Raw genomic sequence first — 21617 nt, 5'->3', positions numbered from 1 at the left:
GCTCCGAGCGTATCGCCGCCGCCGCGCCTACGAGCTCGGCACGAACGCGTTCGTGTACGACTCCTCCGCCGTGACGGCGACGTCACCGAGCAGGCGCTGCTCGGCCATGAACGTGGCCATGGCGCTCCACACCTCGGCGTCGTTCTCGAACTGGGGTGCGCCCGGGTACGGTTCGAGCAGCGGCAGCGTCGCCTCGAGCGTCGCGAGCGCGCTCGCCTTCGCCTCGTCGGTGCCGAGCGTCGGGATGTACTCGGCGGCGATGTCGATCGTGCCCTGCGTGTCGGAGCGCATGTACTCGAGCGCGCGGGCGAGGGCGGTCATGAGCCCCGTGAGGGCTTCGCCGCGCGTGTCCACGGTCGCCTGCGTGGCGCCGATCGCGGGGCCGACGAGCTGCTGGTGGTCGGCGGGCATGACCTCGATCGTGCGGACCGGGAAGCCGGCCTCCGCGAACTGCACGGCGTCGTTGTTCACGAAGCCCATCACGCCGTCGACCTTGCCGGATGTGAGCGCGGCCTGCTGGGTGTACCCGATGTGCTGGATGTCGACGTCGGACACCGTGAGACCGTTCGTCTGCAGCAGCGAGAGGAGCGCGAAGTACGTCTGCCCGTACGGTCCGGGCGTGCCGATCGTGTGGCCGCGGACGTCGGCGGCGCTGTGGATCGGGGAGTCCTCGGGGACGATGAGCACCGCGGGGTAGGTGTTGTAGAGCGTGCCGATCGACGTCACGTCGATGCCCGTCGAGCGGCCCTGCATGATCTCGTCGCCGCCCGCGAAGACGACCTGCTCGGTGTCGGAGGCGAGCGCGCCGAAGAGTTCCTCGGCCTCGCCGTGGTGGCGCAGGTCGACGTCGAGCCCCGCTTCCTCGAAGTAGCCGAGCTTCTCGGCGACGTAGAACGGTGCGAACTGCACGTTGGGGGTGTACGTCAGGCCGACGGTGAGCGATTCGAGATCGCCGCCCGCGTCGTCGCCCTGACAGGCGGCGAGGCCCGCGACGAGCGCGGCGGCGGCGCCGATGCCGGCGGTGACGCGGAGGAGACTGGTGGTGTTCATGAGGCGGCTCCGTGAGCGGGGTCGGGGTCGGGTTCTGGAACGAGCAGTGGGGTCCTCGGGTGGCGCACCGCGAGCCAGAGCTCGACGAGTCGCAGCGCCGTGAAGAGTGCGACGGCGAGCGCGATGAGCATGAGGAGCGTCGCGAAGAGCCCCTCGGTGTCGTTCGCGTCGCGGTGGAGGGTGAGGAGCATGCCGAGCCCCTGGCCGCCCATCGTGAACTCACCGACGACGGCCCCCGTGATCGAGAGCGTGACGCCCGCACGGATGCCGGCGAGCACGCTCGGCAGTGCGAGCGGCGTCTCGACCCACCAGAGGGTCTGCCACGTGTTCGCGCCGTCGAGTCGGGCGGCCTCGAGGACGTCGTCGGGGAGCTGGCGCACGCCGAGGACGGTCGTGATGAGCATCGGGAAGAACGCGGTGATCGCGCACAGGATCGCGATCGGTGCGAGGCCGTAGCCGATCCACAGCACGAGCAGGGGCGCGACGGCGATCGCGGGGATCGCCTGCGAGGCGGCGATGTAGGGCGACGCGGCCGTGTCGACGAGGGGGACGCGGGCGACGAGGTACCCGAGCGGCACTGCGACGAGCACCGCGATGAGCGATCCGACGACGGCCTCGAGCAGCGTGGTGCCGGCGTACGGCAGGAGCGGCCCGACGGTGAGCTCGCGCCAGAACCGTGCCGCGAGGTGCAGCGGCGAGGGCAGGAACTGTTCGGCGACGAGGCCGGCCCAGGAGGCGAGCTGCCACAGCACGAGCACCACGAATCCGAGCACGACGGGTGCGAGCACCCGCGCGTTCCGTGCGCTGAACGGCGATGACTGCATGGGCTCCGGTCTCTCGTGCGGCTCCGGTACCGCGCACAGCGCAGCGCGGGAGGAACCGTCGTCGACCGTGCAGGGTCGACCACGAGCGGTCGGCGGATCGCCGACGACCGAGCACTCCTCCCATCCGGACTTTCACCGTCGGTTCCGGAATCACACCGGATCAACCAGGGCCCGAGGGCCGAGGCTCGCGGACTCTACCGCCGGTTCGGACTTACACCGACCCTGGAGCACTTGAACTCTTTGCACACCCTAACCCCATTCGTCCCACACGGCACCGTGCGGGGTCCGCCGCGACGTCACGGACCGCAACGTCGCGTCGCCCGTGAACGCCGACGGCCGACGCCCGTGGGCGCCGGCCGTGGCGGGTGGAGTCGTGGGTCAGGCGCCGTGCGACGCCTCGAGCTGCTGCTTGACCTTCTTGAGTTCGGAGGACACGAGCTTGCCCGCGACGGCCTTCGCGAGGCCGAGACGCTCGGCGCGGCCCGCGTCGAACTCGGCGTCGAGCGAGAAGCGCGTCGACGTCGGACCGGTCGCATCCGTGCGCGCCTCGATGGAGAAGTCGACGCCGGGGGTCGCGGACTCCCAGCGAGAGCGCACGGGCGCCTCGGCGACGACGCGCTTCGCGTCGAACTCGCGCTTGACGCCGGCGACCTCGACGACCCAGTGGGTCAGGTTGTCGCCGGCCGGCTCGACGGACTTGACGAAGGACACGAGGCTCGGAAGGGCCTGCGTGTCGTCGAACAGGGCGTAGATGGTCTCAGCCGGAACGCCGATGTCGATGGACTCGCTCACGTGGGTCATGCGGGAATCGTAGCGGCGCGCGCATGTGCGCCACGCCGCGGTCGGCCCCTCGTCAGCCGACGGCGAGGCTCGAGGTGAGCGGTTCTCCCATCGATCGCGACGCGAAGCAGCGGTAGGAGCGATCGCCCGCGTTCCACTCGGTCTCGGTGAGCGGGTAGGACGCATCGAGGACGAGGTCGTCGATCGACGCGGCGACGTCAGTCGCGATGGCGCTCGGCGCCTGGCAGGCGCGCATCGCTTCGGCGCGGAGCGTGTCCTGTCCGGGATACGCGTCGGCGCCGAGCGCCTGATCGGCGGCGATGACGGCCGTGAGTTGCGCGGCGTGCGGCGCCGCGCAATCGGCGAGCTCGAAGCTCGGCTGCCACGCCGACTCGAAGCTCGCGAAGCACTGCCCCGGCTGGAGCTGTGCCGCGAGTATCGTCCCGGCCGTGCCCGCGGGATCGACGGGCGCTCCGGGCGCGGCCGGGGTCGCGTCGGGGTCGGCCCCCGTCGAGAACGGGCGCACGATCACGCCGAACACGACCCCGCCGATGAGGAGCGCCCCGGCGAGCAGCGACACGAGGAGCACCGCGCGACGTGGGCGCCGCGGGCGTTCCACGTCGAGCGACCGACGACGGGAGGGGGCGGGCCGCTCGTCGCCGGGTGATCCCGCGCCCATCAGGCCGCCGACGGCGCGAGCCCGAGGTCCTCGAGGCCGATCGCGTACCGGTACAGGTACCCGGCGTCCTCGATGCGCTTCTTCGCGTCGGTCGCGCGGTCGACGATGACGGCGACACCGACGACCTCGGCGCCGACCTTCTCGAGCGCCTCGATGGCGGTGAGCGGCGATCCGCCGGTCGTCGAGGTGTCCTCGAGGACGACGACGCGCTTCCCGGACAGATCGGGGCCTTCGACCTGGCGGCCCCGACCGTGGTCCTTGGGCTCCTTGCGCACGACGAACGCGTCGATCTCACGCCCCTGCGCGACGCCCTGGTGGAGGACGGCGTTCGCGAGCGGATCGGCACCCATCGTGAGCCCGCCGACCGCGTCGATGTCGCCGAACTCGTCGACGAGGTCGAGCAGGATGCGACCGATGAGCGGTGCCGCGCGGTGGTCGAGGCTGAGCTTGCGCAGATCGATGTAGTAGCTCGCCTTCGCCCCGCTCGTGAGGGTGAAGTCGCCGTGGAACACGGCCTCGTCGCGGATGAGCTGGATGAGCGCGGATCGGTCGTCAGTCACGGCACCGATCCTACGCGTGACGCACCGGTCGGACGGGTGCCCGTGGGGGCCAGCGAGTCATCGTCGACATTGCCCCGACGAACGGCTATGGTTCGAGACGGACGGTGTCGCTCGACACTGCCGGTGGCGGCGTCGTCGCCACCGGGGCCCGCGTTCGCCGTGAGAACGAGCCGTTCTCGATGCCGGGCGTCGGTGCTCTCCCAGCCGGGGGGCTGCGTGAAAGAGAGCGAAACCGGTCGGGCGGGTCGACTGCACGATCCGCCCGGTCGGCACCCGCTCCCCCTCGCGGGGCCGGTGTCAGCGGAAACGACGCCCCTCGTCGCGGCGGTAGAGGCGGATGCCGATCACCCCGAGTGCGATGGTCCACGCGAGCAGAACGGGGATCGCCCAGACGGGGATCGCCTCGCCGAGCGCGATCGAGATCGTGAGGTCCCGCGCAGCACGCACGGGCAGGATGCGGCTCCCGAGCTCGAGCCACGCGGGGAAGACCTCGGGCGGCATGAAGAGGCCCGACGCGAACGCCGTCGTGAACATCACGAGCTGTGTCACCGCAATGGCCGCCTTCGCGCTGCAAGCCGTGCCGATGATGAGTCCGAGGAGCGCGGACGGCACCGACGAGACGATCACCGCGAGTCCGGCGACGACGACGGCGAGCGGCTCCGGGCGCGCCGCGGTGAACAGCAGCCCGATCGTCAGGACGAGCACCATCGCGAGCGATGCGGTCACGAGGGTCGAGAGCACGAGGCCGGCGAGACGGCTCGCGGGCGGCCCCGGCAGCGTGCGCAGGTAGGGGACCCAGGGCAGTTCGCGCTGTTGAGCGAGATCGAGCCCGAACGAGAAGAGTCCGTTCGACATGAACGCGAACACGATCATCGCGAACATGGTCGCCGTGGCGGCGGCGGGATTCTCCCGCACGGCCTCGACCGGCAGCACGAAGAAGCAGAAGATGAGTACCGGGAACGCGAGCGAGCTGATGATGGCGATGGGGACGCGGGACTGTTCGAGCAGTGCGTACTTCGCGTGCACGAGGGCGAGGCGGGTGCCGCCGACGATCGTCGTCATGAGTCCTCCTGATTCGGTGCGGGTCGATCGGGGTGGGGGCGCGGGGGCGCGGATTCGGCTCACGGGCCCCTCGTGATCGCGACGAACGCCTCCTCGAGCGTCGCGCCACGAACCGTCAGATCACGGAACGGCGTGCCGGTTCCGACGAGTCCGCGGACGAACCGGTCGGCGTCGCGCGTCACGACGTTCACCGTGCGCGTCTCGGGATCGACCGCGACGTCGGCCGATGGATCGATCGCTCGCAGCGCGGCCGGGTCGGCGTCGCGCACCGAGACGTGCTGCACGTCCACCCGTCGCAGGACGTCGGCGAGCGGATCGTCCGCGAGAACGCGGCCGCGGTCGATCACGACGACGCGCTTCGCGAGCGCCTCGATCTCGTCGAGATGGTGGCTCGTCACGATGATCGTGCAGCCCTCGCGGTGCTTGCGGCGCAGCACCTCCCACAGCGCGGCGCGTCCCTCGAGGTCGAGTCCGACCGTCGGCTCGTCGAGGACGACGATGCGTGGCGCCCCGATGAACGCGAGCGCGATGCCGACGCGTCGCTGCTGCCCGCCCGAGAGCGAGCCGCACTGGCGACGGAGCAGGTCGCCGAGGCCGAACTCCTCGGCGAGCTGCGCCGCCGGCACCGGGTTCCGGTAGTGGGCGGCGACGTAGTGGAGCACCTCGCCGACGCGGAGCGGTTCGGGCAGCGAGGAGCGTTGCGGTGTCGAGCCGACCTGTTGTCGACGCTCCGGATCCCGCGGGTCCCCGCCCAGCAGCCGCACACGGCCCGATGTCGGGGCCCGGAGCCCGAGCGCCAGGCCGAGCAGTGTCGATTTGCCCGCGCCGTTCGGCCCGAGGACGCCGACGCTCTCGCCCGCGCCGATGCCGAGCGAGACGTGATCGAGTGCGGTCACCTCGCCGAACCGCTTGACGACGTCACCGACGGACAGGACGGTGGTCACGACGCACCCCCGATGAGTTTCAGCAGGGCCTCGCGATAGGTGTGGAACGCGAGTCGGCCCGCGAGGGTCAGACCGATGCGCGTGACGGGCTTGCGTCCGCTGAATCCCTTCTCGATCACGACGTACCCGGCCTGCTCGAGTCGGCCGAGATGTGTCGTGAGGTTTCCGGCGGTCATGCCGAGCAGCTCGCGCAGCCGGGGGAACGTGAGGCGGTCGCCGTCGTCGAGCAGTTCGTCGAGTGTCGTCATGATGCGCAGTCGGGAGGGCACGTGGATGAGCGGATCGAGCTCATCCACGCGCGGCTCCCGGGTCGGGAGCGGATCGGGCGTCGTCGGCGCCGCCCGCCCGTGCGCCCGTTCGGATGCCCGCGACGACGAAGGCCCCGCCTGCGACGACCGCGTAGACGAGCGCGTGGTGTGGCGTGCCGAGGAGCGTCGCGACGATCGTCGTGGCGATGAGCAGTCCACCGAGCGCGAGGCGTTCCCGCGAGGGCCAGATCGCGCTCCCGCAGATACTCAGGACGCCGGCGACGAGACAGCACGCGCCGGGGAAGTAGAGTTCCGCGACGGGGGCGGGCATACCTGCGCGAACGAGGCCGATACCGAAGAGAACGGCCCCCGCCATCGCGATGGGCCACGCGAACCCGTAGATCGCTCCGGTCCGGGCTCGGGGGCCCGACATGCCGCGCCCGACGAGTGCACCGAGCAGGCACGCCGCGAGCGAGCTCAGCGCGACGACCACGGCGTAGGCGATGTCGGCCGCGTCGCTCGGCAATCGGAAGAGCGGGTTGCCGCCGCGCTCACTCGACCACAGGAGCCCGAACCCGACGAACCACCCCACGCCGGTGAGGACGAACAGCCACCGCAGCACCCGGATGTCGGGGCGCCTGGTCCGGTCGGCCTGCGTGCGCATGAGCCTGGCCATGTCACTCGGGTCGAGCGGCACGTCACCGTCGCCCGCGGGGCCGTGGGTACCGCCGCTCCCCGTTTCGCGTGTGAAGTCGTGTGTCGCCATGAATCCAGTTTGCGTCACAAACCAGTTTGCGACAATGCCTCTCCGGAATCGGGCGCGGCGCACACGCAGAAACGCGGGCCCATCACGACCGAGGGGACTGACCGATCGTCGAACGGAACTCCCCATCCCACTCCCCATCGACCTCGCTCCCGAGTGTCGCTCATAATGAGCTGGGCACATGCGTGCCCGGCCTCGTGCGGGATGTACGAGATCCGGCACCCGAGCCGGATCGACTGCACAGAGGCGGATGGTTCAGGGGGAACTGTGATCCGACAGATCCGAGCCACGCTCGCACTGGTCGTGGGCGTGCTCATCGCGCTCACCGGCCTGTTCGGCGTGTCGACCGCGGCGAGTGCCGCCGAGATCCCGAACAGCGGTGATTCCGGCATCTCGAACGTGAAGACCGACAAGCAGCAGTACGCGCACTGGGAGTACGTCGAGGTCACCTTCGACTGGACCGTGCCGAACGGCTCGAAGGCCGGCGACACGATGACCCTCGAGCTCCCCGAGGGGCTGGACTGGGCCTCGATCGCGGACTTCACGATGACCGTCTCGGAGAGCGACAGCACGCCCGTCGCCGACGTCTCGATCGATCGCGCCGCCGGCGTGCTGACGATCACGCTCCTCCCCTACGTCGAGGCCCACCGTGACGTCACGGGTTCGGCGAACTTCCGTTCGACGTTCAACACCGAGAAGGTGGACGTGAACACGCCCACCCAGACGGTGGACCTGTTCGGCACCCAGGTGACGGTCACGGGCGACGTCCCCACCCCCGGCCCCGACTGGCTCGGCAAGAACGGCTGGTGGTACGACTCCGAGTACGAGTCGACCGGCCAGAACGCCGACGGGTCACTCATCAACGCGAACGGCCCGCACATCACGTGGGTCGCCCAGCTCTCGAACACGGGCTGGACGCAGGCGGTCGTCAAGGACACGCTCGACACGAGCCTGCAGGTCTGCCGTGACGGCAAGGTCATCCCCGGGCTCGAGCCGCACCTCGAGGGCCGCGACATCGCGACCGGCCGTTGGGGCCAGCCCGTCCCGGACAGCGCCTCGCTCACCACGACGTGCAACGACGACGGCACCTTCACCTTCACGGTGACGAAGCCCGCGTCGCTCGTCGACCCGCAGATCCGCGTCGTCTACTACTCGAACCTCGTCACGGACGAGGCCGGTCGACCGGTCGTCGACGGCACCACGACCGTCGGCATCAAGCCGGCGTACGACAACGCGATCGAGGTCATCCTCGACGGCACCGAGACCGAGACGTACACGAAGGTCGTGCAGGCATTCGGCGCCGGCGGCTACGGCTCGGGCGTTCCCGGCCCCGCGATCGACATCGAGAAGTACTCCGGTGAGTGGGAGGGCGTGCAGTTCGTCGACGGCGTGCCCCAGATCACGGCGGGCCCCGAGTACGAGCCCGTGAACCAGCCCGAGGGTGACTACGACACGGGTGCCCTCACCGTCGAGCCCGGCGCCGAGACGACCGTCGCGGCGACGGTCACGAACATCGGGATCGAGACGCTCGGCAGCATCGTCGTGAGCGACCTCACGACCGACGGCCCCGCCCTCACGAACGTGCAGTGCACGGTCGACGGGCGCACGTTCGATGCGGACGCCTCCGGTGTCGTGAAGATCACGGACGTGCTGCTCGCACCCGGCGCTTCGTTCCTCTGCACCGGCACGCTGACGCTCGCCGCGTCGGAGACGCACGCCGACACGGCACACGTCACGGCCGCGGGCGCCGTCACGGGCATCCCGGTCGAGGACGAGGACGTGTGGGCCGCCGAGGCGTCGGCCGAGGCGACCACGCCGCCGACGACCCCGTCCACGACGGTGCCGCCGACCACGGTGCCCACCACGCCGACCAGCTCGACACCGGTTCCCCCGAGCCTCGCGCAGACCGGCGGGACGTTCGACGCCGTGCCGTTCCTCGCGGCGGCAGCAGCGCTCATCGCTGGCGCGGCGATCGTCCTGGTGCGCGCACGGGCGGCCCGCAAGTAGCGGTACCCGCTCGGCTCACGCCGAGTGCATGACAGGGCGGCACCCTCCGGGGTGCCGCCCTCGTCGTTCCCCCGCGCACGCCACGCCCGTGCGCTCCCGGCCGGGCGATAGCGTGAGCACATGCGTATCGCCACCTGGAACGTGAACTCCGTCCGAGCCCGGTTCGGCCGCATCGTCGACTTCCTCGAGCGTCGGGACATCGACGTGCTCGCGATGCAGGAGACGAAGTGCACCCCCGCGCAGTTCCCTCGCGAGGCGTTCGAGGAGGCGGGGTACGAGCTCGAGGTCGTCGGCACCAACCAGTGGAACGGCGTCGCGTTCGCGAGCCGCCTGCCGATCGAGGAGGTGCAGGTCGGCTTCGACGGTATGCCCGGCTACGCGAACACGCCGCCCGAGTCGGGTGAGCTTCCGCTCGAGGCCCGCGCTCTCGCGGTCTCGGTCGAGGGCGTCCGGCTCTGGTCGCTCTACGTCCCGAACGGTCGCGAGCTCGGGCATCCGCACTACGACTACAAGCTGCGCTGGCTCGATGCGCTCCGTGCCGACACGGATGCGTGGCGTCGCGCGAATCCCGATCAGCCGCTCGCGCTCATGGGTGACTTCAACATCGCGCCGCTCGACATCGACGTGTGGGACATGTCCGTGTTCGAGGGCCACACGCACGTCTCGGCGCCGGAGCGTGCCGCGTTCCAGGCGTTCCTCGACGACGGACTCACGGACGTCGTGCGCGATCGCGGCGTCGAGGGGTACACGTACTGGGACTACAAGGCCGGTCGATTCCCGAAGAACGAGGGCATGCGCATCGACTTCGTGCTCGGCTCCTCGTCGTTCGCCGATCTCGTCGTCGACGCGACCATCGAGCGCGACGAACGCGCTGGCGATGCGCCGAGCGATCACGTCCCGGTCGTCGTCGAGCTCGACATGGAGACCTCGATCGACGACGACCGGCCGATGATCTTCTGACCCGAGCCGCTCATCCGACTTCAGATCCGTCGCGAACCGCTCCCCCGCCGCGCCGTCGCGCGCTGTCGCGCGCCGCGTCAGGCTCCCGCGACGACCGTCAGCGCGCCCACCGCGAGCGCGATGAACACGCCCACGACCGTGCTCACGATCGAGGGCCACACGGGCCGCGCCCGGCCGTCGGGCCGTTCACGCACGGCGGGCCTGCCACTCGGTGGGAGCACACCGAGGCGCCGGAGCACGCCGATCGCGACCGCGAGCGCGGCGAGCACGACGACGAGCCAGGCGAGCCAGGCGGGCACGAGTCCCCACAGGCCGAGCAGCCCGCCCACGAGCACGAGCGCGACGACCTCGGCGACGCGGCCGACGAGGCGGATGCCGTCGAGATCGCGGCGGACGAGGACCCAGCACGCCCACCCGAGCATGGCCAGGTAGACGACACCGATACCGATGAGCACGGCGATCATGCGGGCACGCTCCCCTCGAGGATCCCGAATGCGACCTCGTCGACCGACGCCGCGGTGTCGGTGAGGATCGCGATGCCGCGCTCCTCGCCCTCGACGTAGCCGACGAACGACGCGAAGCCGCCCGTCATCCCGTTGTGCCACACGACGTTCCGCCCGTCGTCGAGGCTCGTCCGGAACCACGCGAGACCGACCTCCGTCCCCTCACCGACGGGCGCGACCGCCTCGAACGGCTCCTGGCCCGGCAGTTCACCAGACATCGCGGCCCGCAGCACGATCGCGAGATCCGCGGTCGTCGACCGGGCGCAGCCGGCGGGTGCGTAGCCGCGCATCGTCCACGCTCCCGCCGACTGCCGCGCCTCGTTCGCGCCGGTCGGTGCTCCCGGGCCGAGCTCGGCGGGCGTGGTCGGGAATCTCGTGGCCCCGAGCCCGAGGGGCGCGACGAAGCGCTCGGCCGCGAGCTTCTCGAACGGCACGCCCGCGCGCTCGGCGAGGAGCTGCCCGAGCAGCGCACTGCCGAGGTTCGAGTACGCGACGGTCCCCCGCGTGGTCAATTGCTCGGCGAGTGCCGCGTCGACGACCTCGTCGGGAGCCAGGCTGTACGGATCGTGCCGCAGGATGCCGGGCACGATCGACGCCGCAGTGGTCGTGGCATCGAGCCGGGGCAGGCCCGATGTGTGGGACGCGAGCTCGCGGAGGGTCACGTCGGCGGCGGGGCTCCCGCTCGCGCGTTCCCCGACGAGGTCGGCGACGGTCGTGTCGAGGGTCACCTCACCGCGCTCGACCGCGTCGGCGAGGAGCGAGGCCGTGACCGTCTTCGTGACCGAGCCGATCTCGAACTCGTGCGACTCGTCGGCCCCGAAGCCCGCGTGCCGCGTCCCGGCACCGTCGACGAGGACGGCCGCCACGACGTGGTGGCCTGCGAGGGCGGGGGCGAGTGCATCGATCAGTGCGGCGTCGCCCGTGGGCTCCGCCAGGCCGCGGGGAGCGGGGATCGCGAGGAGTCCCGCGACGGCGACGACTCCCGCGGCGACGGCGGCCGTGACGATCGCGATCGCTCGAGGGCGGGGTGGACCGCTCGACGGTGGGGACGCGTTCGGGGGAACGGGTGCGGACGTGGGGTCGGGGGTGGTGTGCACGGTCAGCCTTCCTCGGTCGACAGGATCGCGGTGAGCAGCGCGACGACACGGCTCGGTGGGATGTCGCGTCGGCCGCGCGTCGTGGTGTGCACCCAGCCCGCGGCCTCGAGCTGTTGGAGGTGGTGGTACGCGACGCCCGAGGACCCGAGATCGAGCTCGTCGACGATCTCGGCCACTGTGCGTTCGCCGGCGAGCAGAAGTCGGAGCATCTCGAGTCGCACCGGGTGACCGAGCGCCGCGAGCCGGCCCGCCGCGCGGTCCCAGTCGCGCGAGAGGATCTCCTCAGTGGGGCGCGACCACTGGTACTCGATGCGCCCTGCGCCCGAGTCGACGGTCCCCGTGTAGAGCACGGCGCCCGTGCCCTGGGACCGCTCTCGGAGCCCCGTGAGCGCCCAGAAGGGATCGTCGCCCTCGCCCGACGAACGCGCCCCTCGCTCGGCCGCCCGCGCGGTGGGTGCGGCGGGTGGTTCGACCGCGTCGATCGGCTTGTCGAGCAGGGCGTTCACGAGGGTGTCGAGCCGTTCCTCGATGCGCGCGACGCGCGCCTCGACCGCATCCTCCGACGCGCTCTCGCGACGGTCGTCGGGGGCGTCGGGTGACGCGCCACCACCGGATTCCTGGAATTCCATAATTCCAGAATAATTGAGAACTCGGTTTCGCGCGACCCCTCGGCGGGTGCACCCAGGTCAGGGTGTCCCGGTGTGGCAGGTCGCGGTCAGCGCGGCATCGACGACCGCCCACGCGGGCGCGAGCCGCGGGTCGTCGCCGTAGTCGGGTGGCGAGGCCGTCCACGAGACGGTCACCTGGCGCTCGCCGTCCGGCGAGGAGAACGAGAGGATCCGGTATCCGAGCCCGGACCCGAGATGCCCGTAGGTCATGCCGGGCACCCCGAGCGGCGTGCTCGACGCACTCGGGGACGGACTTCCGGCCGCGTCGCCGGTCGCTCCACCGTCGGCCGTCGCCTCGTCCGTCGGCGCCACGGGATCCGACGTCGTCTCGACGGGAGTCGCGGTCGGCTCGGGCGCGGGACACGGATCGACGTGCCCCTGGATCCCGAGCCCGTACCCCTCGGGGCCGAGGTCGATGAGTTCCGACACCGCCTCGTCGGGCAGGTAGGTACCCTGGAAGAGCCCGCGGTAGAACGTATTGATGTCACCCACGGTCGAGACGACCCCGCCCGCGCCCCACCAGAGGGATCCCGACTGCTCCGTGACGTCGACGTAGATGCCGTTCGTCGTGAAGTACCCGTGCGCGGCCCCCTCGGGCATGCTCGTGTCGAGCGGCAGGCTCGTGGATTCGAGCGCGCCGGGCCCGGCCACGCGTTCCGCGAGCACATCGGGCAGCGACTCGCCCGTGAGCTCCTCGATCAGCAGTGTGAGGACGAGGTAGTTCGTGTTCGAGTAGTGGAACTCGGTCCCGGGATCGCTCAGCCAGGGGACGTCGGCGACGCGTTCGATGAGCTCCTGGGGCGTGTACTCGGCCGTGAGCATGGCGGACACGGCGGTCGGGTCGTCGAGCGGGAACGTGTCGATGTAGTCGGGCATGCCCGAGGTGTGGTTCGCGAGCTGCCGCACCGTCACGGGCTGCGCCGGATCGACGACACCCGGCAGGTACCGTTCGATGCGTGTGTCGAGGTCGAGATCACCGTCCTCCACGAGCTGCATGAGGAGCACACCCATCATCGACTTCGTGACGCTCGCGACGCGGACGGCCGCGAGCGGATCGGCCACGGCGCCGCCGACGACCGCGCTCGTCCCGCGTGCGGAGCGCCACACCTCGTCACCGTCGCGGACCTCGACGAGCACGGCCGGCGCACCCGCATCGAGCGTCGCGGTCATGGCCTCCTCGATCGCGGTCGTGTCGAAGCTCGCCTCGCGCGTGGGGACGGGCGGGGGCGTGCCGATCCCGTCGCCGCCCGATGCGCACGCCGCGAGCAGAGTCGAGAGGGCGACGAGCATCGCCGCGGGTAGGAGACGCCGCCGTCGCGCGGCGGAACGTGTGTCGCCGGACGACGTCGCCGAATTGGTGGTGGCTCGAGTCACGGCGAGAATTGTCCCAGAACGGCGCCCACCGGCGCTCAGCCGATCCCCACGGAGGACCCCGACGATGACCACCGCCGCACCGACCGAGACCGAGTTCGACGTCACGCCGATCCTCGCCGAACGCTGGAGCCCGCGCGGCTACGACGCGGCGTTCGAGCTGTCCGACGCCGATGTCGCGGTCCTGCTCGAGGCCGCGCGCTGGTCGCCCTCGCACAGCAACTCGCAGCCCTGGAAGTTCGTGTTCGCGCGCCGCGGCTCCGCCGACTTCGACGCGGTCGTCGAGGCACTCGCGCCCGGCAACCGCACGTGGGCCGGCCGGGCGAGCGCGCTCGTCGTGGCGGTCGTCGAGACGGAGCGCGACGGCAAGGCGCTGCCGTGGGGGCTCTACGACCTCGGCCAGTCGGTCGCGCACCTCACCGTGCAGGCCTCGGCGCTCGGTCTCGCGACGCGGCAGATGGCGGGCTTCGCGGCCGATCGCATCGTGTCCTCGTTCGAGTTGCCCGCGACGCTCGAGCCGCGAGCCGTGATCGCCGTCGGTCGGTGGAGCCACGCCGATGACGTTCCCGAGGCCGTGCGCGAGTTCGACGAGCTCGCGCCGTCGCGCCGCTCGCGCAAGCCGCTCGACGAGGTGCTGCTGCGGCCCGTCGCGGGTGCCGCGCTCGACGTGCCCGACATCGACGGACGCTGATGCCATGACGCCGGTCGTGTCCGAGGGCGAGCCCGCCGACGATGCGGTCGCGGCGGCCGCGAACCTCGCGAACTGGGAGGAGCGCACGGGCGTCCACGAGCGCTCTGCGGCCTACGGGATCGAGCGCTTCGTCGCGGATCCGGGGTTCCTCTCGGGTGTCGTGTGCGACGACCGCGCGCCGCTCGCACGCGCGGTCGGCCGTGATCCCGGCGCCGCACGGCCGTTGGACGGGCTGGACCTCGTGCACCTCCAGTACCACATCGGCACCGACACGCTCTCGCTCGCGCGACTCGGCGCCGACGTCACGGGGGTCGACTTCTCGCCCGCCGCGCTCGACGTCGCGCGGCGACTGTTCGCCGCGACCGGCACGGCCGGCTCGTTCGTCGAGAGCGACGTGACGCGCGCGGCGGACGCGGTCGCGAGGCGCGTCGACGTCGTCTACACGTCGATCGGCACGATCACGTGGTTCCGTGACCTCGAGGCGTGGGCGGCGGGCATCGCCGGGCTGCTGCGGCCGGGTGGCGTGTTCTTCATCCGCGACGCGCACCCGCAGGTGCTCGCGCTCGACGACGAACGCGACGACGGGCAGTACGTCGTCCGCTACCGAACGATCCCGGACGGCACGCCCGATTCGTGGGACGAGACCGAGACGTACACGGGCGACGAGACGCCGATCGCGAACTCACGCACGTTCGAGTGGCCGCACTCGCTCGGCGAGATCGTGACGGCGCTCCTCGGCGCAGGGCTCAGGATCACGGGCATGCACGAGGGGACGACGCTGCCGTGGAGACCGCTCGCGAACCTCGTGGAGCGCGGCGACGGCACGTACGAGCTGCCGTCCGCCGACCGGGGGCTCCTCCCCCTCAGCTTCACGATCACCGCGGTCGCACCGGGGGGGCCGGCCACGGACTGAGCCTCGGCGTCGTGCGCATCGGGCGATCACCGTCCCGGTTCCGGCGGCACGGCGCCCGGCCGCGCGTTCCGGGCGCCGTCACGTCAGTCGCCGGTCGGCCGGTCCGCCTCGGGAAGGGCGATGTAGACCTTCCGCAGCGGCTCGCCCTCGACGGTCCAGCGCGTGCGCGTTCCCGCCGCGAGACGTGCGACGGTGCCCGCGCGCACGTGGAGCGGTCCGAGGTCGGGGTCGTCGGGGAACTCGACCGTCCCGGCGCCCGAGAGCACGACGAAGACCTCGTCGATCTCGACGTCGGCGGCGACGCCCGCCGTGAGCTCCCAGATGCCCACCTCGACGCCGCCCTGCGCGGCGAGTTCGCGTGTCGCGGTCGTCGGGTCGCCGGCCACGAGCTGCCACCCCTCGACGGCCTCGTGCGCGTCGGCCTCGAAGACGGGGCCGAGCGCGTCGATCGCACGGTTCGGTCCGAGTGCGCCGCTCACGAGTCGAACCCCAGCCCGACGGCGTCCATCGTCTTGAGCCACAGTCCTCGTCGGCCCTCGTTGCGGTCGGCGCGCGCCATCTCGGCGAGGGAGATGCCCGCGCCGATGGACGCGAACGGCTCGGGCGGGAAGGGGATCGGCTTCGTGCGCACGAGCTCGAGCCTCGTCCGCTCGGTCTCCTCGCCGCTCAGCAGATCGAGCATGACGTTCGCGGCGAAGCGCGTCGCGCCGACGCCGAGTCCCGTGAAGCCCGCGGCGTGCGTGACGCGGCCGCGGTGCGCGGTCGCGAAGAACGAGAAGAAGCGGCTGCACGTGTCGATCGCGCCGCCCCACGCGTGCGAGAAGCGTAGGCCGTCGAGCTGCGGATAGGTCGCGGCGAAGTGCGCCGCGAGTTTCTCGAACGTCTCGGGCCGCTGGTCGTAGGAGCGCTTGATGCGACCGCCGAAGTGGTACACGGGGTCGTAGCCGCCGTAGAGGATGCGGGTGCGCCCCTCGTGGTCGCGCGTGAGGCGCGAGTAGTGGAAGCGGTTGTTGAGGTCGGAGATGCCGTAGCGTCCGGCCCAGCCGATCGAGGCGAGCTGTTCGTCGCTCAGGGGCTCGGTCATGAGCGCGTAGTCGTAGACGGGGATCGTGTAGAGCCGTGCGGCGGGCAGGAGCGCGGGGAACACGTTCGTGCCGAGCGCGACGTCCGTCGCGTGGACGGTGCCGCCGTCGGTCTCGAGGCGGATCACGTGCTCGTCGGCGTGCAGCTTGCGGACGGGCGTGTGCTCGAAGATCTCGACGCCGAGCTCGAGGCAGACACGGCGCAGCTCCCAGGCGAGGTGGGCCGGGCTCACCATCGCGCCGTCGCCCGGGTCGCGCAGGCCCTCGAGGTAGAGCGGCGAATCGACCTCGGCGCGCACCGCGGGCCCGTCGAGGAACGTCGTGCCGGGCGTCTCGGCGGCCTCCTCGCGCAGCCAGTCGATCTGGTGCGGCTCGGTCGCGACGGTGAGCACGCCCACGGGGTCCCACTCGCAGTCCATGCCGTAGCGCGCGATCGTCTCGACCATCTCGCGCACGTTCCGTGCGCCGAGCTCGTCGAGCAGATCGACCTCGTCGGGCAAGCGGGTGCGACCGTTCGACTCGCCGTGGGTGAGGCTCGTCTCGCAGAACCCGCCGTTACGGCCGGACGCAGCCCACGCGATGCGATTGCCCTCGAGCAGCACGACCCGACGACCGGGGTCGCGTTCCTTCGCCATGAGCGCCGTCCAGAGGCCCGTGTAGCCCCCGCCGACGACGGCGAGGTCGGTCGTGACGTCGGCCGCGAGCGCGGGCAGTGCCGCCGGGCGCCGCGGGTCGTCGAGCCAGTAGGGCGTCGGGGACGCACCCGCGAGCGATGCGCGGACGCGCTCGATCGGGATGTCGCGCTCGGCGCGGTCGTAGCTGAGCATGGTGGTCCTTCCTCGGCCGACGCCGATCGCGATCACACACGGGCACGCGTGCGCCACCTCGATCCTGCCACGCCCGCGCCGGGGTCCGCGGAGCGCACGGAGGGGCGGTGACGAGATCGTCACCGCCCCGCGCATCGGCCGCTGTTCGGCGTCAGCCGTCGCGCTGAGTGCGCCGCGCTCGGACAGCCAGCAGTGCGACACCGCCCAGAACGAGCACGACGATCGCTGGGAGGACCCACGTCCCGATCTCCCCGCCGCCGGTCGACGCGAGGCCACCGGGCGTCTGCGCGTGTTCATCGGTCGGAGCTGGCGAGCCCGATCCCGACGGCAACACCGAGGCGGTCGGTCCTGGCGTCTCGGTCGGGTCGCCGGCGACGAAGGTGTACGCGGCGGGGTAAACGTACTCGGGGCCCGCTGCCCCGGCAGCGGTGACGGTGCGCACCGTGACGTCAACGGTCGCCGGTTCGTGCGCCGGGGTGATAGCTCGAAGCGCGCCGTCGATGACCTCGAACGAGGCCGCGGGCGTCTCGCCGAACAGCACCTCGGACACCGAGAACATGTCATCGACGGGGACGAATGCGCCCGGCGCGGGGTCTATGGTCCGAGCACCGTCGGCCGATGCGTCCCACCACCAGAGGCGTCCGTCCTCGTCCAGAACATTGATTTGCATGGAGCCCGAGAGGTTGCCCCACGTTGCGACCTCGACGATCGGCGGGCCATCGTGTTCCAGCTCAACGGCCGGCCCGTCCCCGGGGGCGTAGAGGATTCGGCCGTCTTCGGCGAGGGCCGTGTAGTTCAGCTGGTGCAGACTCGGGTCGTTGTCGACGACGAAGGTGCGTACTCCGGCCCCCTCGAAGCGGTCGATCTCCGTCCAGACGGGTCGATACTCGCCCGCCCACTCCAAACGGTAATTCCACACGTTCCCTGTCGCGGATGTGAAGCTCGGTGAGCCGTCCCGATAGTCGTTTCCATCGGCGAGTTCGACGTCCACAAGAGTCTCACCTGCAGGAGGCTCGATCTCACGCGGCGTGGGATCGAAATCGAAGGTCCCGCCCTCACCGAAGTACGGTTGTCCCCACATCCACGTCGGTCCATCCGTTTCGATCACGACGTAATAGGAGTTCCAGAACCCTCCGGCGGCGATCTTCGAGATGTCCTTGGCATCGAACTCCGTCACGTGCGTGATCTCGCTGTAGCCGGAGTCGGGCTCGTGTGATGGCGCATTGGGCAGAGCCCAAACGCGCCCCTCGGTATCCAGCGCGATGAACGAGTTTCCATCACCGGCCTCGATCTGCTCGAGGGTGACACCTGCCGGGAACTCGATACGAGTCGGCACGTTCGGATCCAGCTCGTAGCCGTTCCGCGACGCTCCCCACGCCCAGAGACCTCCTTCGTCGTCGAGGGCGTAGATCGTGTTCATCGAGTTGCAACCGGCACAGCCGATCTCGACGTCGACGAAACGAACACCGTCGACGCGTTCGGCGGGCACGGGCGTGTACCGGAATCCATCGGTCGGCCCGGCGGGGGGTGTATCGAAGGCTCCGTCCCAGCGTGCCAGGTCGCCCCAGATCCAGACGGCTCCATCGGTGTCCACCCCAGCAGCGACAGTGTTGCTCGAGGCGAGCGTGGTGAATCGCGGCTGATCGGGTGCGGGGAGGGAGACGTCTGTTCCTCCGGCCGAGGTCCCCTTCGGCCCGGTGTCGTCGGCGATCGCGGGCGATGCCATCGGACCGAGCAACGGAGCGAGCAGAAGCACGGCGAGCGGGAGCAGACGCCTTGGAGTGACAGACATGGATGCAGACCCTTCGGTCTCGGGGGAGAGAAAGCGGACCCGGTCGACGACGTGGTGGCGCACGCCGCGCAAGTTCGCGCATTCGACGCTAGGCGTCCTGCGCTTCTTCCTGAGAGTTCCCTGCATCCGAATGTTCCGAATTGCTCTGATCAGGCTTTTCGCACCCAGTTCCGGAACGTCCACTCCGACTTCCGCACCGAGCTCCATGGTCGAAACGCCCTCCGGAACGCGAACGACCTGCTGCGGGCCCCGATCTCGGGAACCCGCCGCAGGTCGTTCCGGCGCTACTTGACGCTCGCCGAGTGCGGCGTCCGCGACGCGACCACAAGGCCCGAGCCGTCGGAACTCACCGACACGTGCACGGTATCGCCGTCGCGGATCGTGCCCGACAGCAGCCCGCGGGCGAGCCGGTCGTCGATCTCCGTCTGCATGAGCCGACGCAGCGGGCGCGCACCGTAGAGCGCGTCGTAGCCGCGCTCCGAGAGCCACTCGCGCGCGTCGTCGTCCACGTCGAGGGACAGTCGACGCTCCGCGAGCCGACGCTCGAGCCGCTTCACGTAGAGCCCCACGATCTGCGACAGCTCATCCTGGCTGAGCGCGCTGAACACGACGATGTCGTCGAGCCGGTTGAGGAACTCGGGCTTGAACGACTGCCGCACGATCTGCATGACCTTCTCGCGCTTGTCGGCGTCGGTCATGACCGGGTCGACGAGGTACTGCGAGCCGAGGTTCGACGTCAGGATGAGGATCGTGTTCCGGAAGTCGACCGTGCGGCCCTGACCGTCGGTGAGCCGACCGTCGTCGAGCACCTGCAGGAGCACGTCGAACACCTCGGGGTTCGCCTTCTCGATCTCGTCGAACAGTACGACCGAGTAGGGACGGCGCCGCACGGCCTCCGTGAGCTGACCGCCCTGCTCGTAGCCGACGTACCCGGGAGGGGCACCGACGAGCCGCGCGACCGAGTGCTTCTCGCCGTACTCCGACATGTCGATGCGGACCATGGCCTTCTCGTCGTCGAACAGCAGTTCGGCGAGCGACTTCGCGAGCTCGGTCTTGCCGACGCCCGTGGGGCCGAGGAACAGGAACGAACCGGTCGGGCGCGACGGATCGGCGATGCCGGCCCGCGAGCGCCGGATCGCGTCGGCGACCGAGGCGACCGCGGCGGCCTGCCCGATCATGCGCTTGCCGAGCTCCTCCTCGAGGTGAAGGAGCTTCTCCATCTCGCCCTGCATGAGGCGACCGACGGGGATGCCCGTCCACATCGCGACGACACCCGCGATGTCCTCGGCCGTGACGTGGTCGTTCACGAGCCGCGGCCCGCCGTCCTCCGTCTTCTCCGCCTCGGAGAGCTGCTTCTGCAGATCGGGGAGTTCGCCGTACAGGAGGCGCGAGGCGAGTTCGAGGTTGCCCTCGCGCTGCGCCTTCTCGGCCCGCTGCCGCAGGTCGTCGAGCTTCTCCTTCAACTCACCGACGCGGTTGAGGTTGCCGCGCTCGACCTCCCACTGCTTCTTCAGCTCACCGAGCCGCCCCTCCTTCTCGGCGAGGTCCTTCCGCAGCGCCGCGAGGCGCTCCTTCGACGCGTCGTCGTGCTCCTTCTTGAGCGCGAGCTCCTCGATGCGCAGCCGGTCGACCTGCCGCTGCAGCGTGTCGATCTCGACGGGCGAGGAGTCGATCTCCATGCGGAGCCGCGACGCGGCCTCGTCGATCAGGTCGATCGCCTTGTCGGGCAGCATGCGCGACGTGATGTAGCGGTCGGAGAGGGTCGCCGCGGCGACGAGCGCATTGTCGTCGATCGCGACCTTGTGGTGCGCCTCGTAGCGCTCCTTGAGGCCACGGAGGATCGCGATCGTGTCCTCGACGCTCGGCTCGCCCACGAGCACCGACTGGAAGCGGCGTTCGAGCGCGGCGTCCTTCTCGATGAACTCGCGGTACTCGTCGAGCGTCGTCGCGCCGATGAGTCGCAGCTCACCGCGCGCGAGCATGGGCTTGAGCATGTTCGCGGCCGAGATCGAGCTCTCGCCACCACCGGCACCCATGAGCGTGTGGAGCTCGTCGATGAACGTGATGATGCGTCCCTCGGACTCCGTGATCTCCTTGAGCACGGCCTTGAGGCGCTCCTCGAACTCGCCCCGGTACTTGGCGCCCGCGATGAGCGCCGAGAGGTCGAGCGAGACGAGCTCCTTGTCCTTCAGCGACTCGGCGACGTCGCCCTCGACGATGCGCTGCGCGAGCCCCTCGACGACCGAGGTCTTGCCGACGCCGGGCTCGCCGATGAGCACGGGATTGTTCTTGGTGCGGCGGGTGAGCACCTGGCTCACCCGACGGATCTCGGCGTCGCGTCCGATGACGGGGTCGAACTTCCCGGTGCGGGCGATCTCCGTCAGATTGACGCCGTACTCTTCCAGCGCACTCTTGGTCTCCGCTTCCGGAGCCTGCGCGCCCTGCATATTGGCCATTCGTTCTCCTTCGCTGAGGTGGCCGGATCGTGTCCGCGACAAACTTGAGTCGCTCTAACTCAAGTTTATGACACTGTCGGTGAATGGACAATCGAGGCGTCCTCGCTCACAGCGAACACCCACCTCGGCCCGCGGTACACCGAGCCGTCCACGGGCGCATCACACGAGGTGATCAGGGGCACCGCGAACACGTATCCCCTCGACGTCCGCACGCTGTCAGGATGGAACACGAACCCGGGAGTCGGGGGCGGATCGGAGCTGATCGGCCACGCGCACCGACACCCGACGAGGAGCCTGCCGACGCACCCGCCCGGCCGGCCGCACCGAGACGAGCGGGCCG

The 21617-nt window shown here is 70.6% G+C and carries 21 protein-coding genes and 1 riboswitch; of the genes, 4 read left to right on the top strand and 17 right to left on the bottom strand.

From position 1 onward, the window contains the following. Positions 1-27 precede the first annotated feature (27 nt). The 9 genes from HNR16_RS16375 to HNR16_RS16335 all read right to left on the bottom strand — a co-directional run bounded on the left by HNR16_RS16375 (position 28) and on the right by HNR16_RS16335 (position 6913). Positions 28-1050 (bottom strand): ABC transporter substrate-binding protein, encoded by a 1023-nt coding sequence (locus HNR16_RS16375; RefSeq protein ID WP_158038911.1) that lies wholly within the window; start codon positions 1048-1050, stop codon positions 28-30. Beyond that, positions 1047-1874: an ABC transporter permease gene (locus HNR16_RS18680; RefSeq protein WP_158038910.1), complete on the bottom strand. Its 828-nt coding sequence runs from the start codon at positions 1872-1874 to the stop codon at positions 1047-1049. The genes HNR16_RS16375 and HNR16_RS18680 overlap by 4 nt, the downstream gene beginning before the upstream one ends. Positions 1875-1982: 108 nt before the next feature. Beyond that, positions 1983-2108: riboswitch (FMN riboswitch) on the bottom strand. Positions 2109-2252: 144 nt separating this feature from the next. Next, positions 2253-2675: an SRPBCC family protein gene (locus HNR16_RS16365; RefSeq protein WP_179558312.1), complete on the bottom strand. Its 423-nt coding sequence runs from the start codon at positions 2673-2675 to the stop codon at positions 2253-2255. A gap of 52 nt (positions 2676-2727) precedes the next feature. Beyond that, on the bottom strand, positions 2728-3273 hold the full coding sequence (locus tag HNR16_RS16360) for a septum formation family protein (RefSeq protein WP_218868472.1): 546 nt from the start codon (positions 3271-3273) through the stop codon (positions 2728-2730). A gap of 59 nt (positions 3274-3332) precedes the next feature. Continuing rightward, on the bottom strand, positions 3333-3893 hold the full coding sequence (gene pyrE / locus HNR16_RS16355) for an orotate phosphoribosyltransferase (RefSeq protein ID WP_158038907.1): 561 nt from the start codon (positions 3891-3893) through the stop codon (positions 3333-3335). A 297-nt stretch (positions 3894-4190) separates the two neighbouring features. Next, entirely contained in the window at positions 4191-4955 is a 765-nt protein-coding gene (locus tag HNR16_RS16350; protein WP_158038906.1) for an ABC transporter permease, read from the bottom strand. Positions 4956-5014: 59 nt separating this feature from the next. Then, positions 5015-5899: an ABC transporter ATP-binding protein gene (locus HNR16_RS16345; RefSeq protein WP_179558310.1), complete on the bottom strand. Its 885-nt coding sequence runs from the start codon at positions 5897-5899 to the stop codon at positions 5015-5017. Continuing rightward, positions 5896-6195 (bottom strand): transcriptional regulator, encoded by a 300-nt coding sequence (locus tag HNR16_RS16340; protein ID WP_158038905.1) that lies wholly within the window; start codon positions 6193-6195, stop codon positions 5896-5898. The genes HNR16_RS16345 and HNR16_RS16340 overlap by 4 nt, the downstream gene beginning before the upstream one ends. Next, the gene (locus tag HNR16_RS16335) at positions 6188-6913 is read right to left on the bottom strand and encodes a hypothetical protein (RefSeq protein ID WP_158038904.1); all 726 of its coding nucleotides are present in this window, start codon (positions 6911-6913) and stop codon (positions 6188-6190) included. Before HNR16_RS16335 ends, HNR16_RS16340 begins: the two co-directional genes overlap by 8 nt. Positions 6914-7177: 264 nt before the next feature. On the opposite strand from HNR16_RS16335, the gene HNR16_RS16330 reads away from it, so the two are divergent. After that, positions 7178-8917 carry an Ig-like domain-containing protein gene (locus HNR16_RS16330; protein ID WP_158038903.1) on the top strand — a complete coding sequence of 580 codons (1740 nt, stop codon included), beginning with the start codon at positions 7178-7180 and terminating at the stop codon, positions 8915-8917. A 120-nt stretch (positions 8918-9037) separates the two neighbouring features. Then, the gene (locus HNR16_RS16325; RefSeq protein ID WP_158038902.1) at positions 9038-9877 is read left to right on the top strand and encodes an exodeoxyribonuclease III; all 840 of its coding nucleotides are present in this window, start codon (positions 9038-9040) and stop codon (positions 9875-9877) included. Between the two features lie 77 nt (positions 9878-9954). Here HNR16_RS16325 and HNR16_RS16320 read toward each other — a convergent pair whose 3' ends face one another. Genes HNR16_RS16320 through HNR16_RS16305 form a run of 4 tightly spaced genes read right to left on the bottom strand, consistent with a single transcriptional unit; the run spans position 9955 to position 13519 of the window. Beyond that, positions 9955-10341: a hypothetical protein gene (locus HNR16_RS16320; RefSeq protein WP_158038901.1), complete on the bottom strand. Its 387-nt coding sequence runs from the start codon at positions 10339-10341 to the stop codon at positions 9955-9957. After that, positions 10338-11477 (bottom strand): serine hydrolase domain-containing protein, encoded by a 1140-nt coding sequence (locus tag HNR16_RS16315; RefSeq protein WP_179558309.1) that lies wholly within the window; start codon positions 11475-11477, stop codon positions 10338-10340. The genes HNR16_RS16320 and HNR16_RS16315 overlap by 4 nt, the downstream gene beginning before the upstream one ends. Before the next feature lie 2 nt (positions 11478-11479). Continuing rightward, positions 11480-12106 carry an ArsR/SmtB family transcription factor gene (locus HNR16_RS16310; protein WP_158038899.1) on the bottom strand — a complete coding sequence of 209 codons (627 nt, stop codon included), beginning with the start codon at positions 12104-12106 and terminating at the stop codon, positions 11480-11482. Between the two features lie 57 nt (positions 12107-12163). Beyond that, positions 12164-13519, bottom strand: a complete 1356-nt coding sequence (locus HNR16_RS16305; protein WP_158038898.1) for a serine hydrolase domain-containing protein — start codon at positions 13517-13519, stop codon at positions 12164-12166. A 64-nt stretch (positions 13520-13583) separates the two neighbouring features. Here HNR16_RS16305 and HNR16_RS16300 point away from each other — a divergent pair, with 64 nt between their 5' ends. Then, a complete protein-coding gene (locus tag HNR16_RS16300) occupies positions 13584-14207 on the top strand; it encodes a nitroreductase family protein (RefSeq protein WP_158038897.1) in 624 nt (207 codons plus the stop codon). Between the two features lie 4 nt (positions 14208-14211). Next, positions 14212-15120: a class I SAM-dependent methyltransferase gene (locus HNR16_RS16295; RefSeq protein WP_158038896.1), complete on the top strand. Its 909-nt coding sequence runs from the start codon at positions 14212-14214 to the stop codon at positions 15118-15120. A gap of 83 nt (positions 15121-15203) precedes the next feature. Here the strand turns inward: HNR16_RS16295 and HNR16_RS18920 are convergent, their stop codons facing one another. The 4 genes from HNR16_RS18920 to HNR16_RS16275 form a co-directional block, all read right to left on the bottom strand. Continuing rightward, entirely contained in the window at positions 15204-15599 is a 396-nt protein-coding gene (locus tag HNR16_RS18920; RefSeq protein WP_158038895.1) for a cupin domain-containing protein, read from the bottom strand. Then, complete coding sequence (locus HNR16_RS16285; RefSeq protein WP_158038894.1) at positions 15596-17029, bottom strand: NAD(P)/FAD-dependent oxidoreductase; 1434 nt, start codon at positions 17027-17029, stop codon at positions 15596-15598. Before HNR16_RS16285 ends, HNR16_RS18920 begins: the two co-directional genes overlap by 4 nt. Positions 17030-17180: 151 nt before the next feature. After that, a complete protein-coding gene (locus HNR16_RS16280) occupies positions 17181-19028 on the bottom strand; it encodes an RCC1 domain-containing protein (protein ID WP_158038893.1) in 1848 nt (615 codons plus the stop codon). A gap of 77 nt (positions 19029-19105) precedes the next feature. Further along, positions 19106-21277 (bottom strand): ATP-dependent Clp protease ATP-binding subunit, encoded by a 2172-nt coding sequence (locus HNR16_RS16275; protein ID WP_158038892.1) that lies wholly within the window; start codon positions 21275-21277, stop codon positions 19106-19108. Positions 21278-21617: the final 340 nt, after the last annotated feature.

Source organism: Pseudoclavibacter chungangensis, assembly GCF_013410545.1.
Lineage (GTDB): Bacteria > Actinomycetota > Actinomycetes > Actinomycetales > Microbacteriaceae > Pseudoclavibacter > Pseudoclavibacter chungangensis.
This window is presented reverse-complemented; position numbering and strand designations above follow the sequence as displayed.